Here is a 14,442-nt window from a genome sequence, read left to right on the forward strand (position 1 = left end):
ATTTCAATCAGAATAGTGAGAAGTGTTTATTGAGGCAGTAACATTATTTTTTCAATAAAACCTTTTAGATTAAGAGAAAGACACTATGTTTAAACCTTTTCTAACTTTGTCCTTTATAACACTTTTTGGTATCGCCACACAGGGACGAGCCAGTGATGCTGCACTGGCGAATGTAGGTATAACACCACCGCCCATACAGGAGTCGAGTGACGCCGAGGTTATTTCGGCACCAGTGCCAGTAACAGCGGTAGCCCCTGCTCCCAGTCCTCTTTCTCAACCTGGCAGCAATCAAAAGCCCCATGCCACCGTATTAACATGTTCTGACTCGCCCGTACAAACCAACATACTCAATAAAACACCTGCGGCTAATTTATTTATGATTAGTAATATAGGTAATCAACTGGTTACTTCCCTGGGTTCAGTCGAATATGGTGTAAACTATCTTGGTTCCTCACTGCTAATAATTGTGGGGCACTCCAATTGTAAAGCCATCCATACGGCAAACAGTGATTATTCAAAATTAGCCCCTGCGCTTGTGAAAGAGCTCAATAACATGCGGATTGTTAAAGGCGCTCCTGATAACGACAGTGCTAAAACCAATGTTAATAATCAAGTCGCTATAGCTTTGCAAGAATTTGCTGCAAAGGTAAAAAATGGCCAATTATTGGTAGTTGGGGCAATCTATGAATTTAATGATGATTCGCAAGCGAATGAGGAAGGTAAACTTAACATTATTAACATCAATGGTGAGACCGATCCGGTGAAATTAAGTGCTATAGCCGCTACAGTCGCTCAAGCGCAATAATTTTTTTGCGTTGAATAATTTGTTGTTTCCTCCCCGTAAACAGGGAGGAAACGATTCATCCTAGTTAAAAGTAGCTACCTCAGGTGTTTGGCCTGTAATTTGTTGAACTGGTGGTTTTGTAGTCTGTTGTGTACCCCCACTAAATACTCCCATATTGGTTGCTGTTTTTACACTGCCAGGTGACACGGGAGTCTGCATAGGCAGTTGTTCTACAACAGGTACAACGGGTTTAACCGCCGGTTTTCTATCGTCAAGGATTACCGCATCATCACCATCTACAAGCGTTAAATGCAATTCTTCATTATCTTTGCAGCGTACAGGTTTCAACGCCGTAAACTGTCCCGACAAATCATAGCAACAAGCGTAGGTTGTTTCTGGTCCTGCTTCGAGTTCTGCTTCGACCACAAGGCGGCAGGTAAACAACTCTCTTCCGGCCGCCCATTCCTGCATCTTATCATTCTCCGATAAGGCAGCCACGAAATCCGGACTATCTGTGTTAATAACTGGTGAACCGAATATTTGGGCAACAGTATGTAAAACCGGTGGTTGGCTCGCTCCATAACTAATAATAAAAAATTTGTTACGTGCAAGAATTAAAGGCGAACCATTTTGCAACGCCTCAATTTTTGATTGCAAGTCTTGCTCTGCGGAGTCTGTATTTTGACCATCAGTAAAGAGCAAAACATTAGTATGCTTTGTTGAACTGGAAAAGGAAGATAATTGGTTTGTTGTGGCAGTAAAGAGATTAGTCCCTCCACTTGCTTTTAAGCCATTAACCTGCATACGCAAAGTCGCTAGATCTCCTTTGTTATAGGAACCGACATTGTTTATTGTACTATTAAATTGTTTAATATTGATTGTGGCATCGGGGTGAAACGCATACAAAGCCTCAGCAAATTTTATTACGCTCTTTTGCAACTGTTGGAGGCGTGTACCATTTGTCCCATATTTTTCATCCATACTCCCACTAGTATCTAGAACAAACGTATAGGCGGGAGGCTTGGCCGCATAGGGAATAAAAACATGCGGCGTCACCTCTACTTCGTTTTCATTTAACCGTTTTTGCGCATAAAATACTTTTTTCTTTTCAAATTGAGCCGCATCGCATAACAATAAGGGGGCTTCCCCATCAATTAAAACGAGTTCCTCGCGATGATCCTTTAAAAATTCTTTAACATTGAACCTTAAAGTTTCCCCCTCAAGCTTCATGTACTTATAAGTCAAAGAGCCAAACAGAGGCGCATAGGCCATGGAGGGGAGTTGAATGTTCAGGTATTCTTGCTCTGGATCCAGCGCAAAACCAAGTTCTAAAATAGGTAATAAAGCCTGTAATGAGCGTTTGTTCTTTTCAGTCATTTGAACACTCGTACAGGTAGCGGCATTAATTTCCGCATTGAGTAAATCACTCAGGGTGAACCGTTTAATAGCAGGTTTTGTCTTACCTGTTTCAAGGAGTGTTTGTATCTCTCCAGCAAGATTTTCAGCCTCTTCCTGTGTGGCTGGCTTCAAAATAACCAGTTCATCCTTGCAGCTAACTTCAGCCTTGCCCTCTTCTTTCTTCCCTACCTTAATCCCCATATCTTGGAGTAACGCGATCATGTTTTTTGTGCGCAAAGCATTATTAGCAAGTTTCATATCCTTTCCCTTTTTTAGTTAATAATAAGTACACTTTTGTCGCCGATGATACACAGAAACAAGAAGGAAAAACAGACAAGTTAGAAGCTATTTTTACAGGCTAATAAAAATATTTTCAAAAATTCTATTGGTCTGCTTGTCATGGCGACATTCATTATGGATGGCTTCGAGATTTAAAGAGAGGCAGAACATTTGACCAAGGCCTAAGGTTTTCCTGGGGGGCATTTCACAAATCAGTGAAAAATAATTGGATAGATAGATTTCCACTGCGCAGAACTGGCAATAGACTGTCTGCGCAAAGAAAGTGATTGGTATTTACAGGTTAGTTTGCGGCGTTTTCTTGATTACAGTGCGGTAGGCATTCAAGTTCATTAGTAATTCAGCTTCAGCATTGGAAAGATGACAACTACCAATTATCTCTTCTTTATCCCCACCCATTTCTAATATACGCAAAGCATGCTGATAACTACCATCGTTATCACGCTTGTTTTCCAGCGCCTGTAGCTGATTATCCATACTCACAAACTGGCGATTTATTTCAGTAAGCTGTTTAGCGAAAACTAAATCAGCATTCACTAACAAACTATGGTGATTTTGATATTGCTTTACCTCATTGCTTAATGCAGCCAACTGCTGTCTTAGATCAGCAAAGTGCTTGCGATAGTGTAGCATTAAGCCCAAAAAAAGTACGCCAACTATTATTCCAGTACAGAAAATTATCATGGGTTTTCCTTATTATTATCCTTATTAGGTGTTTCCGTTTGGCTATTACCAACCGCATTGTCTTCTTTGCTCTGGGTTTGCTCGTTATCAGTAGCCTCTTTGTCAATCTTATAGCTCATTTCCGGATTGAATAGCCGTGGTACAGTCCTGTCTTTGGCAATAATTAGGCTAACACGCCGGTTCATAGCCCGTCCCTCTTCTGTACCGTTATCGGCTACTGGATACTGTTCCCCAAAACCAGTCACTGTAATACGACTCTGATCCACCCCAAACGTTGTCAAACAGCGAGCCACCGAAGCCGCCCTTGCCGAAGATAATTCCCAATTTGAAGGATATTGCGGTGTATTAATGGGGACATTATCGGTATACCCTTCCAAAGCAATTGGATAAGGGAGTTTGCGGATAACGTCAGCTAATTGCATCAGTTTCACTACGGCAATCGGTCGTAAGTCCGCACTACCACTGTCAAACAAAGCCCCTGCTTTAATATCCAGCTCAATCCAGCCATCTTGTGGATTCATATGGTAATCAGAATCTTGTAAATCAGACAAGGCTTTGATTAATTCATTAAATTGATCTTTTTCCTGAATAGGGTTCTCTAATGCACTTTTAGCTTCTTTTCGCGAGGCAATTTCAGCCACGGATTGATGTTTCCCCTTTTTGGTAAACGCCGAATGCATGCCCTCAGCTAACGATTTATATTTGGACACATTTACTGAGGAAATAGCGTACATAACGACAAAAAAAGCAAAGAGCAAAGTAATGAAATCAGCATAGGATACCATCCAACGGTGAGTGTCTTCATGAGCTACAGCTTTACTTTTTCTTCCGCGCATGCTGATGATGTTGTCCATAATTGTTTAACTTCAAGTTTAGCATATTTGGACTCTCACCGCTTGCCATCGAAACCAGACCCTCAACAATCATTTCATCATGATGTATTTGATTTGCAATACAACTTTTGATTTTATTAGCGATAGGTAAAAACATTAAATTAGCCAAACCAACCCCATAAATAGTTGCTACGAAAGCCACCGCAATACCAGCCCCTAATTCACTGGGTTCGGCTAAATTACGCATCACCTGAATTAAACCAAGTACAGCTCCCAAAATACCAATTGTCGGGCTATAGCCTCCCATACTTTCAAACACATGGGCCGCACGCAAGTCTTGCTCTTCACAGCGGATCATTTCCGCTTCCAGTACTTGCCTTATTGTTTGTTTGTCTACGCCAATCACTAAAAGCTCGAGACCTTGACGCATTAAGGGGTTTTTCTCCCTTTCCATGTGTTCTTCCAACGAGAGTAAACCAAATTGCCTTGCGCGCCGAGACAAATCGATTAACTGCTCACGACTCCTATCAAAAGGTTGTTGTGGTGGCCGAAAAATCCACGGCAGAATTCTGAATGCATGAATAAATGTTCGGAAAGGTGTCTGGATCATCACAGCCCCCAGAGTGCCGCCAAGGACGATCAGTAAAGCAGGCAAATTCATCAGGGAGTGGATATCGCCCCCTTCAATCATCTGGCCTATGATAATCGCCAAAAACGCTGTAACTAAACCAAGTAAGGTCAACCCGTCCATAATTTGTTTGTCACTCCGATAAGCGAGACCGAATGCGAAGCGTTGCCTGGCTATGAATTTGCGAGACACGGGATTCACTTACCCCCAACACTTCGCCAATTTCTTTTAAATTCAAATCTTGTTCATAATACAAGGACAATACTAAACGCTCATTCTTCGGTAATCCTTCAATAACCTGCGCCAAATGGCTAATCAAATCATCATGTAAGGCATTAATGTGGGGTTCTGTTGAAGCATTCCCTGTCTCAGCTTTTAGGCTATCATCTGTTACACCAATATCATCGAACCCATACAGTTGGCTTCCCGCTGAATCTTTGAGCATCTCATGATATTCATCAAGGCCTAGTTTGAGCTCGGCAGCTATTTCATGATCTTTAGCATCTCGTCCTAAACGATTTTCTACGTTTTTAACTGCCTCGGAAATCATTCGCGCATTACGATAAACTGAGCGTGGCACCCAATCATTACGGCGAACTTCATCCAACATATGTCCCCGGATGCGGATTCCCGCATAAGTCTCGAAAGAGGCGCCTTTGGTTGAATCATAATGCCTGACTGCCTCTAGCAGCCCTAACATACCCGCCTGAATGAGATCATCAAGCTGCACAGAATGCGGTAACCGACCCAGTAAATGGTGTGCTATACGCTTGACCATTAATGCATGTGTTTTAACTAATGTTTCCTGGGTTTGTTGGTTCACCTTGCCGTATGCTGCCAAAGCATCCACGACGTTCTCCTTAGTGTTTCTATCTGAAATCACCCTTTTCAGTGTTCCCCAGCCACTAGACGCTCAAGAAAAAAGCTGGTATTCCCTCCCAGCGATTGCTTCAGTGGCCAATCCTCAACCGTCTCAGCTAATTGTAGCAGTGCTTTTGCCGCATGCGAGTCAGGATAAGCAACAAGCACTGGTTTTTGTTTTTTTACTGCTTCATGGACTCGCTCATCGAAAGGGATAGCCCCCAAATAATCCAGGCGCACATCTAAAAACTGTTCTGCAACACGGTAGAGTTTATTAAATAATTCCCGGCCTTCACGGGTAGAGCGCACCATATTGGCCAGTACATGAAAATGACTCCAGTTATAACGCTTGGACATGACTTTGATGAGCGCATAAGCATCAGTGAGTGACGTAGGTTCATCACAAACTACTACAATAATTTCTTGCGATGAGCGGGCAAAACTTAAGACCGTGTCGGAAATTCCTGCTGCAGTATCAATTATCATATAATCGACATCATCAGTGAGTTCATTAAATGAATCAATGATGCCAGCATGCTCCGCGGGACTTAACTGTGTCATGTACTCTGTACCTGATGCGGCAGGGATAACACGGATTCCGCTCGCATCTTGCAGCATAATGTCACTGAGATGGCAAAGTCCCTGCACCACATGTGATAAATTATATTTGGTGTGCAGGCCCAGCATGATATCAATATTTGCCAAACCTAAATCAGCATCCAATAGAAGGACATTTTTATTTTTCTTGGCTAAAGCGACTGCGAGATTGACAGATACATTACTTTTGCCAACACCTCCCTTCCCTGCTGACACAGCAATGACTTTAACCGGTTTAGAACGGGATAAATTACGAAGTCCTGCTGCCTGATCCAATACCTTTTTAGCCTTCGACATAAATCCCCCTTGCAACATCAGTCTTAAATTCGTTGCTATTGCTCAGATTTACTTTGCGTTCCTGTTCCATAAATTGCTCAAGCAATTGATGACGAGTAGCCACCTTAATGTCTTCAGGTACTCGCTGCCCATTCGTTAAATAACTTATTTCAATGCCTGTTTCTGCGATTGCACTTAATACCCCACCTAAAACGAATGATTCGTCCAGCTTGGTAATTATGCATTGCTCGATTCGATCGCGCTGATAGCAACTAATCGCTTCATTTAAAACCTGGTAGTGGCTCGTAGCTGGTAAAACCAAGACTGTCGATATTGAATGCAAACGTGAACTCAATAGATTCATCTGAGCCGCCACACGCTCATCGGCTGGATTCATTCCTGCGGTATCAATGAGAATTAATTTTTTATCATTCAGTTGTCTGATAACCCGACTTAAAGAAACATCATCTTGAGCAACGCATACCTGGACACCCAAAATTTTTCCATAAACCATTAATTGCTCATGGGCAGCAATCCGGTAAGTATCCATGGTTACCAACCCCAAGTTTTCAGCACCAAAACGCAAAACAAAACGAGCGGCAATTTTTGCCAGTGTGGTTGTTTTTCCAACACCAGTAGGTCCAACAAAGGCGTAAATTCCACCCTCCTCTATCCGTCGTGAATCACGAATCGGCAAGGCATCTGAAAAATAGCCAAGCAATTGTTGCCAGGCACGCTGTTGATTCAGACTTGGATTAACTTTGCTGACTAGAAGGGAAGCTGTATGTTGACTAACCCCTAACTGCAATAATTTTTGCATGAGTACAGTATGCAAAGGCTGTTCCCCATGCCCGGTATAACCTCGTAATTGTGCTTCTAACATGCCCCGCAAAGTTTGAATTTCCTGCCGCATATCATCGAGAGGCGATGAAATATCTTTTCCTCCTGCTTGACCAGTTGGCTCCAGACTTGCCACCGCAGCGGTTGCCGTGATGACTGATTCATCAAAATCAACGGCAGCAACTATTTCAACCCCACCTTCAACACGACTACTGGATAAGATCACTGCATCAGGACCAAAGGTCGTTTTTATTTGTTGCATTGCACTACGTGTATCCTTGGCAACAAAACGCTTTAATTTCATAAGGCCTCCACCTTATTAGCCTACAGTACCAATAATCCGTATCTGTTTGTTATCAGGTATTTCCTGATACGATAAAACATGTAGATTATTGGAAATATTACGCACAAAACGTGCCAAAACAGTTCGTATTCCAGGTTGTACTACCAGTACAGCCAACTCTTGTTTCGCCTGCTGCTGAGCGGCAAGTTGCATCAAGGATTGTTGTATTTTATCTGCCATTCCCGGTTCGAAACTGACTCCATGACTACTGTTCTGAATAGTATTTTGCAATAACTGTTCCAACTCGGGTTTTAGAGTGATAATTGGCAATTCTTCATTTAAACCGCTAATTTTTTGCGTTATCAGACGCGATAAGGCAACCCTGACCTGACTGATAAGGTAATCCGGATCTTTGGATTTTGGCGCAGCTTCTGCCAATGTTTCGACAATCGTGCGAATGTCTGATAAAGGAATATGTTCAATCAATAACCCTTGTAAAACTTTAGAGACCGCACCAAGCGATAAAGTATCAGGTACTAATTCTTTTACCAATTTTGGTGACGTAGTTGCTAATTTATCCAATAATTGCTGAGTTTCTTCATAACCCAGTAACTGTTGGCTATTTTGCTCAAGAATTTGACTTAAGTGTGTTGCAACCACAGTGGATGCATCTACAACCGTATAGCCATAGGTAAGCGCCACCTCTTTTTGATTCTCGTTAATCCATACTGCCTCTAAACCAAAGGCTGGATCACGGGTCGGTTGACCATCTAACTCACCAAATACCTGTCCGGGATTAATAGCCAACCATTTTTCACTAAAAATGGCCGCTTCGCCCATAATGACGCCTGCCAAACTAATACGGTAATGATTGGGCTTAAGATCAAGGTTATCGCGTATATGAACGGTTGGAATAAGGAAACCAAGCTCTTGGGATATTTTTTTCCGTACCCCTTTAATTCGCGCTAACAATAAACCACTTTGTGAGCTGTCAACCAAGGGAATAAGACGATACCCTACTTCCAAGCCAATCACATCAACAGGGTTTACATCGTCCCAAGACAATTCCGATGCAAGCGGTTCATTGATTACATTGGCATTACTTTCAACAGCCTTCTCATTATTGGTTTTTTGTTTGTTTTGTTTAATCAGCAAGAAAGCAATCCCACCCAAGCCGGCTGCTAACAGTAAAAAAGCAATATGAGGCATACCGGGAATTAAACCAATAAGGCCTATAATTGCAGCAGCAATGATGAGGGAACGGGGATTGCCAAAAACTTGCATCATCACTGCATTGCCCATATTTTGAGCAGTTGATACACGGGTGACCATAATAGCTGCTGCGGTAGATAGAACCAGAGAGGGAACTTGCGCTACCAAACCATCACCGATAGTCAGTAAAATATAATTATGCAAAGCATCCATGAACCCCATATCATGCTGTAAAACGCCAATTATCAAACCACCAATAATATTAATCAGTAAAATTAAAATTCCTGCAATAGCATCCCCGCGTACAAACTTACTGGCACCATCCATGGAACCATAAAAATCAGCTTCCTGCGCTACATCCATACGACGATTAATGGCTTGCTCCTGAGTAATTAAACCCGCATTAAGATCAGCATCAATCGCCATTTGTTTACCGGGCAATGAATCAAGGGTAAAACGCGCACTTACTTCTGAAACACGTCCAGCACCTTTCGTTACAACCACAAAATTAATGACTACGAGGATAATAAATACCACCAAACCCACCGCATAATTCCCACCAATAACCACTTCACCGAACGATTTGATAACCTGCCCCGCGGCATCTGTGCCCGTATGACCATTGAGTAAAACAATACGCGTCGATGCCACATTTAAGGCCAGCCGCAATAAAGTTGTAATAAGAATTACTGTAGGGAAAACAGCAAAATCGAGCGGCCTTTCACTGTAAATCACCGCTAGTAATACCACTAAAGACAAAGCAATATTAAAAGTAAATAAAATGTCGAGACAAAATGCCGGCAGAGGCAACATCATCATGCTCAACATAATGATGAGCATCAACGGCGTACCCAACCCTTGCTGCATCCATTGACGTATAGTTTGTAAAATAGCATTCATCAAAGACTCTCCTCAGCATTCCGTTTTAGCTCATCAGGAATGAGCAAATCTTGTAAGATAGCCGGCTCTCTTTCATAGCTCCGTTTATCATTAAGTTGAAAAATATAAGCCAGGACTTGTGCTACAGCGACATAAAGGCCCCGGGGAATTTCTGCGTTTAAATCAGTAGAAAAATAAATAGCACGTGCCAAAGGTGGTAGTGTTAATAAAGGTACGTCATTGGCAAGAGCGACTCGGCTAATTTGCAAGGCAATCAAATCCTTCCCTTTTGCTATGACTACCGGAGCCCGATTGCCATTTTGTTTATAACTTAATGCGACTGCATAATGTGAGGGGTTAGTAAGCACTACATCTGCCTTCGGTACATCACTCATCATTCGCCGTTTTGCCATTTCTTGCTGCGTACGCCGAATATGACTCTTCACCTCCGGCTTACCTTCCGTTTCCTTGTATTCATCCTTAAGTTCCTGTTTAGTCATTTTTAATTGCTTGTTGTGTTCATGTAATTGAAAAGGAACATCCACAAGGGCAATAAAAATAAGACTGGCACTAATCATCAGAAAGGAAATGGCTACAATCATTAAACCATTGCTAACTGCCCCAGCCAAAGGAAAACCAGCCAGAGCAAGTAAGGCAGGAACCTGCCATCGCAACACCAAAATAGCGACAACAGAGAGCAATAAAAATTTCGCTAATGACTTAACCATTTCCATCAAACCTTTCAGTGACACCATTCGCTTTAACCCTTTTAACAGGCTTAAACGTGATAATTGAGGTTGTAGAGATTCAAGGCTAAAAACCCAACCACCCATTAAAAGCGGCGCACTCAGAGAAAATAAGAGAATGAATAACAGAATGGGTAAAGCAGCCCTAAATCCAGCTGTCACCAGGAAATAAAGCCTTTCCAAAGTTAGATTTGGCGTTGTTAAAATGGAGCTGTTAAAGTCAAAAGATTGACGCATCATCATCATGAATTGGTCAGATAAGTAATGGCCAAAAATAAAAAAACCTCCTCCGGAAAATAATAAAATCAGGGTTGCATTAAAATCTTTTGAACGTGCGACCTGGCCTTTTTCCCGTGCTTCCTTTAAGCGTTTAAGCGAGGGCTGTTCGGTTTTTTCCTGTGCTTGTTGTTCGTCTTCAGCCATCAGTGCAATAATCCTATAATAAGTTGCATTCCCTGCTCCAAACTATCGGCAATTTGTGCCGAAACACCTGGCAAACTGATACGGATAATTACTATTCCCATTAGCAACGTAATGGGAAACCCCATAGAAAAAATATTTAATTGCGGTGCTACCCGAGTCATTACACCAAAAGCCAGATTGACAATCAGCAGTGACAAGATAGCAGGTAAGGAAACTAATACAGCCTCTTTAAACATCCATCCAGAAAAAGTCAGCACCGAGCCTATTGCGGACAAACCAACTCCTATCGTACCTACAGGCATTTGCCGAAAGCTGCTTAATAACGCATCTAACACGGCAAGATGGCCATTCAGTGATAAAAACGTCAAACTCATCATCATTAAATAAAGCTGGCTGACTAAAGGGACACTTGCTTTACTTGCCGGATCTACCATGGTGGCAAAACCTAAGCCCGCCTGCATGGCAATCACTTGCCCACCAAGAACAAAGACTTGAAAAACCAATTGCAAAACAAATCCCATTAACAAACCGAGTAACAGTTCATGCACAATAACGGCTACATAGGCACTGTTAAAATGTAAAAAACTAAGGCTTGTTGAAATGGCTGGGGCACATAAAAAAGCCAAAGTCATGGCAAAAACAAGTCGGATTCTCATCGGTACAAGCACGGAAGAAATCAACGGCATGGTCATAAACAAACCACTAATACGTAGTAAAGGCCAAATCGCCTGGCTAAACTGACTAATCACCGTTTGATAGTTTAGATTCATGATTAGCCTATCAAATAGGGAATGTTAGTGATCAAATTATCGGTATAGTTCATGATGGTTTTTAATAACCACGGTCCGGCAAAAACCAATACCAAAAAAGTAATAAATAGCTTAGGAATAAAGCTTAAACTCATCTCGTTAATTTGAGTCGCCGCCTGGAACATGGCAACCAATAAACCAACAATAAGTCCTGGAACAATCAAGACCGTCAGCATAATAATCATTACATATACACTTTCACTAAAGAGCGATACGACTGTTTCAGGCGTCATTAGCCCCTCCTACGTTATGGCAAAACTGGATGCCAGTGAGCCCAACACGAGTGTCCAACCATCTACCATGACAAACAACATAATTTTGAATGGTAAAGAAATAATCAATGGCGATAACATCATCATCCCCATTGCCATCAACACAGAAGCCACAACCAAATCAATGATTAGAAACGGCAAAAATAAAAGAAACCCAATTTGAAAAGCTGTTTTTAATTCGCTGGTAACAAAGGCAGGAATCAAAACCGTCATAGGTACATCGGTCGGTGAAACATAAGATTGGTTACTGAATTTTTGAAAAAGCGACAAATCATTTTTACGCGTTTGATTCAGCATAAAAAGGCGCAAGGGTTCCTGAGCCTTTGCCATTGCTTGTGGAAACTCTATTTTATCGGCAAGGTAAGGTTTTAAGGCCTGCTCATTAATTTGATTAAAAACGGGCGACATGACAAAAAAGGTCATGAAAAGAGCAATGCCGATCAAGATTTGGTTTGTTGGAGTTTGGGCCATACCAATAGCCTGTCGTAGAATGGACAAAACAATAATAATGCGTGTGAATGCGGTCATTGCCATTAATAAACCTGGCAAGACGCTTAACAACGTCATAAAAATTAGTATTTGTAAGTTAACGCTGTACGTTTGGCCACCGCCCGGTGCTTGAGAAACCGTGACAGCTGGCAAAGAGGTAGTCGCCGCCTGAGCCAGCCAAGGCCCTAAAAACAGTGCCAGAAAACAAGTTAGGAGAAGCGTTTTTTTCATCTTAAGACTTACCCAGCGCTGTTTTGAGAAAAGCAGTGAATGATGCTTTGGATTCGGCTTCAAAACCTGCAGGGAGTTCTTCCCCAAAATCATGCAACGTATTAATACTTCCTGAGGCTACGCCCAACAGTAAAATGCGATTTCCTACCTTCACCAACATAATTTTTTCCCTTGTCCCCAAGTTCAGATAAGCAATGATTTTAAATCCACTTGTATTTGCTAATCCTGTCCCATTTAAACGCCGCAATAGCCAGGATAGAAACACAATCACCAGGACTACCAGTAATAATCCACCCATTACACGCATTAATTCACCACTACTAATTGCTGCAGGGTTAGAAGATAAGGTAGCAGCCTCAGCAGTTAAAGGTAATAAATTAGCGAGGAATAGAAAAAATGAAATTCTCATCGTAAACGCTTGATTCGTTCTGTTTTACTAACAATATCAGTCAGACGCACACCAAATTTGTCATTGACTACCACTACCTCTCCATGAGCAACCAACGTACCATTCACTAAAACATCCAAGGGCTCGCCAGCCAGACGGTCTAAAGCAACAATTCCCCCTTGATTAAGTTGTAACAAATTACGTATTGTCATTTTGGTACGTCCAATTTCAACAGTCACTACAACAGGAATATCCAAAACCAACTCCATTTTTTCCGCATCACCATCCTGTGGTGCGACATTTGGTTGTTGGGTATTTGCAGCTACTTCTGTATCCGTTTGATTGCTCATTCAACTCCCCTAATAATTGATTTTATTTATAATTTTTACTGCTCTTTTATCATTGGCACTGCCCTGTGTAGCGGTAAAACTAGGTGTACTTTCAATGTCTAAAGTAACTATCTCTTTCATTTCCAAGGGAATGAACTCTCCTGCCTGCCAATTCATGACTTGGCCGAGGCTAGTATGGGTTTCTGCCATCGATGCACTTACTGTTAACTCAACTTCCATCAACTCTTCTCGTAAAGACATCATCCAGTTTGGATCAATTTCATCATCCGGACGGGCTGCACCAAGTTCTAACTGTTGTTTGATTGGTTCAACCATGGAATAAGGAATAACAAAAGAAAAAGAACCTGACTCTTTACCAAAATCCAGATTGAAACGACTAACTAATAACAACTCATTGGGTTCACCAATATGAACCAATTGCGGGTTAGTCTCATCCCCGACCTTTAATGCATCCAATTTAATAATCGGAGCCCAGGCCTGCTGAATATTACGAACCAATTTGCTAATAATGATTTCCATGACTCGCAGCTCTGTAGCAGTAAAGTCTGTGCGATCTGTTTGCGCAAGAAATTGTGAACTACCACCAAAATAATAATTCACCAGATCATAGACAAAGGTGCTATCAAACAAGATTAGCGCTTTACCACGCAAAGGTTTGAAACGACGTATGGTCATTAAGGTAGGGTTGGGTAAACTACCCATAAATTCTCGATGTTTAACAATAGCTAACGGCTCTTGTTTAATGTCAAAATCCTTCGCCATCAATTGATAAATATCATTTGTAAAAAATCGGGCCGCTCGGTCATGAATTTTATCAAGAACCGGCAATTCACCACGAACAATTCGTTCTTGATTAGCAAAATTAAGAACTTGCACATGCTCAGTCGGCCGACTCAGGCTCTCATTAGGTTCGTCCTCTGCGTCTTTGATGGCTGCTGGCTCTGCATTAGCGCCGGCAGCTGCCGCGGAATTTTCCTCACTATCTACTGAATTTAACAGTGCATCAATTTCTTCCTGCGATAAAACGTCTTTTTCAGCCATAGCCATCCTGTCTTGAAAGTAACTCTATAAGTCATTAAAACTTATCGCTTTAACTCCTTAAGCAAAGTACGTGCCAGTTAATAAATTTGTTTATTATCAATAAGATATAAAATTATCTTTC

Annotated in this window: 16 protein-coding genes; 1 reads left to right on the forward strand and 15 read right to left on the reverse strand. The window is 41.7% G+C overall.

Features of this window, described 5'->3' with window-relative positions; all coding sequences use genetic code 11:
• The first annotated feature begins 85 nt into the window (after positions 1-85).
• Entirely contained in the window at positions 86-805 is a 720-nt protein-coding gene (locus tag ACN4Z1_RS06740) for a carbonic anhydrase (protein ID WP_228364847.1), read from the forward strand.
• Positions 806-865: 60 nt separating this feature from the next.
• On the opposite strand, the gene ACN4Z1_RS06745 is transcribed toward ACN4Z1_RS06740, so the two are convergent.
• The 15 genes from ACN4Z1_RS06745 to fliM all read right to left on the reverse strand — a co-directional run bounded on the left by ACN4Z1_RS06745 (position 866) and on the right by fliM (position 14,321).
• A complete protein-coding gene (locus ACN4Z1_RS06745; protein WP_228364846.1) occupies positions 866-2,440 on the reverse strand; it encodes a VWA domain-containing protein in 1,575 nt (524 codons plus the stop codon).
• 315 nt (positions 2,441-2,755) lie between these two features.
• Positions 2,756-3,163 (reverse strand): DUF2802 domain-containing protein, encoded by a 408-nt coding sequence (locus tag ACN4Z1_RS06750; protein ID WP_228364845.1) that lies wholly within the window; start codon positions 3,161-3,163, stop codon positions 2,756-2,758.
• Positions 3,160-4,017: an OmpA family protein gene (locus ACN4Z1_RS06755; protein ID WP_419413432.1), complete on the reverse strand. Its 858-nt coding sequence runs from the start codon at positions 4,015-4,017 to the stop codon at positions 3,160-3,162. Before ACN4Z1_RS06755 ends, ACN4Z1_RS06750 begins: the two co-directional genes overlap by 4 nt.
• The gene (locus ACN4Z1_RS06760; protein ID WP_115221693.1) at positions 3,980-4,747 is read right to left on the reverse strand and encodes a flagellar motor protein; all 768 of its coding nucleotides are present in this window, start codon (positions 4,745-4,747) and stop codon (positions 3,980-3,982) included. The genes ACN4Z1_RS06755 and ACN4Z1_RS06760 overlap by 38 nt, the downstream gene beginning before the upstream one ends.
• A gap of 10 nt (positions 4,748-4,757) precedes the next feature.
• Positions 4,758-5,465 (reverse strand): RNA polymerase sigma factor FliA, encoded by a 708-nt coding sequence (locus tag ACN4Z1_RS06765; RefSeq protein WP_255673252.1) that lies wholly within the window; start codon positions 5,463-5,465, stop codon positions 4,758-4,760.
• 47 nt (positions 5,466-5,512) lie between these two features.
• Positions 5,513-6,379, reverse strand: coding sequence for a MinD/ParA family protein (locus ACN4Z1_RS06770; protein WP_115221695.1), 867 nt, complete (start codon positions 6,377-6,379; stop codon positions 5,513-5,515).
• The gene (gene flhF / locus ACN4Z1_RS06775) at positions 6,366-7,502 is read right to left on the reverse strand and encodes a flagellar biosynthesis protein FlhF (protein WP_115221696.1); all 1,137 of its coding nucleotides are present in this window, start codon (positions 7,500-7,502) and stop codon (positions 6,366-6,368) included. Before flhF ends, ACN4Z1_RS06770 begins: the two co-directional genes overlap by 14 nt.
• Positions 7,503-7,517: 15 nt before the next feature.
• Positions 7,518-9,593: a flagellar biosynthesis protein FlhA gene (gene flhA, locus ACN4Z1_RS06780; protein ID WP_228364841.1), complete on the reverse strand. Its 2,076-nt coding sequence runs from the start codon at positions 9,591-9,593 to the stop codon at positions 7,518-7,520.
• Positions 9,593-10,741 (reverse strand): flagellar biosynthesis protein FlhB, encoded by a 1,149-nt coding sequence (gene flhB / locus ACN4Z1_RS06785; RefSeq protein WP_228364840.1) that lies wholly within the window; start codon positions 10,739-10,741, stop codon positions 9,593-9,595. Before flhB ends, flhA begins: the two co-directional genes overlap by 1 nt.
• Positions 10,741-11,511, reverse strand: coding sequence for a flagellar biosynthetic protein FliR (gene fliR / locus ACN4Z1_RS06790; protein ID WP_228364839.1), 771 nt, complete (start codon positions 11,509-11,511; stop codon positions 10,741-10,743). The genes flhB and fliR overlap by 1 nt, the downstream gene beginning before the upstream one ends.
• A gap of 2 nt (positions 11,512-11,513) precedes the next feature.
• Complete coding sequence (gene fliQ, locus ACN4Z1_RS06795) at positions 11,514-11,783, reverse strand: flagellar biosynthesis protein FliQ (protein ID WP_115221700.1); 270 nt, start codon at positions 11,781-11,783, stop codon at positions 11,514-11,516.
• A gap of 9 nt (positions 11,784-11,792) precedes the next feature.
• Positions 11,793-12,542, reverse strand: coding sequence for a flagellar type III secretion system pore protein FliP (fliP, locus tag ACN4Z1_RS06800; RefSeq protein ID WP_115221701.1), 750 nt, complete (start codon positions 12,540-12,542; stop codon positions 11,793-11,795).
• Position 12,543: 1 nt separating this feature from the next.
• The gene (gene fliO, locus ACN4Z1_RS06805) at positions 12,544-12,951 is read right to left on the reverse strand and encodes a flagellar biosynthetic protein FliO (protein ID WP_228364838.1); all 408 of its coding nucleotides are present in this window, start codon (positions 12,949-12,951) and stop codon (positions 12,544-12,546) included.
• Positions 12,948-13,199 (reverse strand): flagellar motor switch protein FliN, encoded by a 252-nt coding sequence (gene fliN / locus ACN4Z1_RS06810; protein WP_370634635.1) that lies wholly within the window; start codon positions 13,197-13,199, stop codon positions 12,948-12,950. Before fliN ends, fliO begins: the two co-directional genes overlap by 4 nt.
• 90 nt (positions 13,200-13,289) lie before the next feature.
• Positions 13,290-14,321, reverse strand: a complete 1,032-nt coding sequence (fliM, locus tag ACN4Z1_RS06815) for a flagellar motor switch protein FliM (RefSeq protein WP_228364837.1) — start codon at positions 14,319-14,321, stop codon at positions 13,290-13,292.
• Between the last annotated feature and the right edge of the window lie 121 nt (positions 14,322-14,442).

The sequence above is a fragment of the Legionella sp. ST3F1 genome, from assembly GCF_048553315.1.
Lineage (GTDB): Bacteria > Pseudomonadota > Gammaproteobacteria > Legionellales > Legionellaceae > Tatlockia > Tatlockia donaldsonii.

Excerpts from the sequence above, each read along its gene's own strand:
- ACN4Z1_RS06740 (WP_228364847.1), top strand. The coding sequence starts at position 86 with ATGTTTAAACCTTTTCTAACTTTGTCCTTTATAACACTTTTTGGTATC.
- ACN4Z1_RS06745 (WP_228364846.1), bottom strand. The coding sequence starts at position 2,440 with ATGAAACTTGCTAATAATGCTTTGCGCACAAAAAACATGATCGCGTTA.
- ACN4Z1_RS06750 (WP_228364845.1), bottom strand. The coding sequence starts at position 3,163 with ATGATAATTTTCTGTACTGGAATAATAGTTGGCGTACTTTTTTTGGGC.
- ACN4Z1_RS06755 (WP_419413432.1), bottom strand. The coding sequence starts at position 4,017 with ATGGACAACATCATCAGCATGCGCGGAAGAAAAAGTAAAGCTGTAGCT.
- ACN4Z1_RS06760 (WP_115221693.1), bottom strand. The coding sequence starts at position 4,747 with ATGGACGGGTTGACCTTACTTGGTTTAGTTACAGCGTTTTTGGCGATT.
- ACN4Z1_RS06770 (WP_115221695.1), bottom strand. The coding sequence starts at position 6,379 with ATGTCGAAGGCTAAAAAGGTATTGGATCAGGCAGCAGGACTTCGTAAT.
- flhF (WP_115221696.1), bottom strand. The coding sequence starts at position 7,502 with ATGAAATTAAAGCGTTTTGTTGCCAAGGATACACGTAGTGCAATGCAA.
- flhA (WP_228364841.1), bottom strand. The coding sequence starts at position 9,593 with ATGAATGCTATTTTACAAACTATACGTCAATGGATGCAGCAAGGGTTG.
- flhB (WP_228364840.1), bottom strand. The coding sequence starts at position 10,741 with ATGGCTGAAGACGAACAACAAGCACAGGAAAAAACCGAACAGCCCTCG.
- fliR (WP_228364839.1), bottom strand. The coding sequence starts at position 11,511 with ATGAATCTAAACTATCAAACGGTGATTAGTCAGTTTAGCCAGGCGATT.
- fliQ (WP_115221700.1), bottom strand. The coding sequence starts at position 11,783 with ATGACGCCTGAAACAGTCGTATCGCTCTTTAGTGAAAGTGTATATGTA.
- fliP (WP_115221701.1), bottom strand. The coding sequence starts at position 12,542 with ATGAAAAAAACGCTTCTCCTAACTTGTTTTCTGGCACTGTTTTTAGGG.
- fliO (WP_228364838.1), bottom strand. The coding sequence starts at position 12,951 with ATGAGAATTTCATTTTTTCTATTCCTCGCTAATTTATTACCTTTAACT.
- fliN (WP_370634635.1), bottom strand. The coding sequence starts at position 13,199 with ATGGAGTTGGTTTTGGATATTCCTGTTGTAGTGACTGTTGAAATTGGA.
- fliM (WP_228364837.1), bottom strand. The coding sequence starts at position 14,321 with ATGGCTGAAAAAGACGTTTTATCGCAGGAAGAAATTGATGCACTGTTA.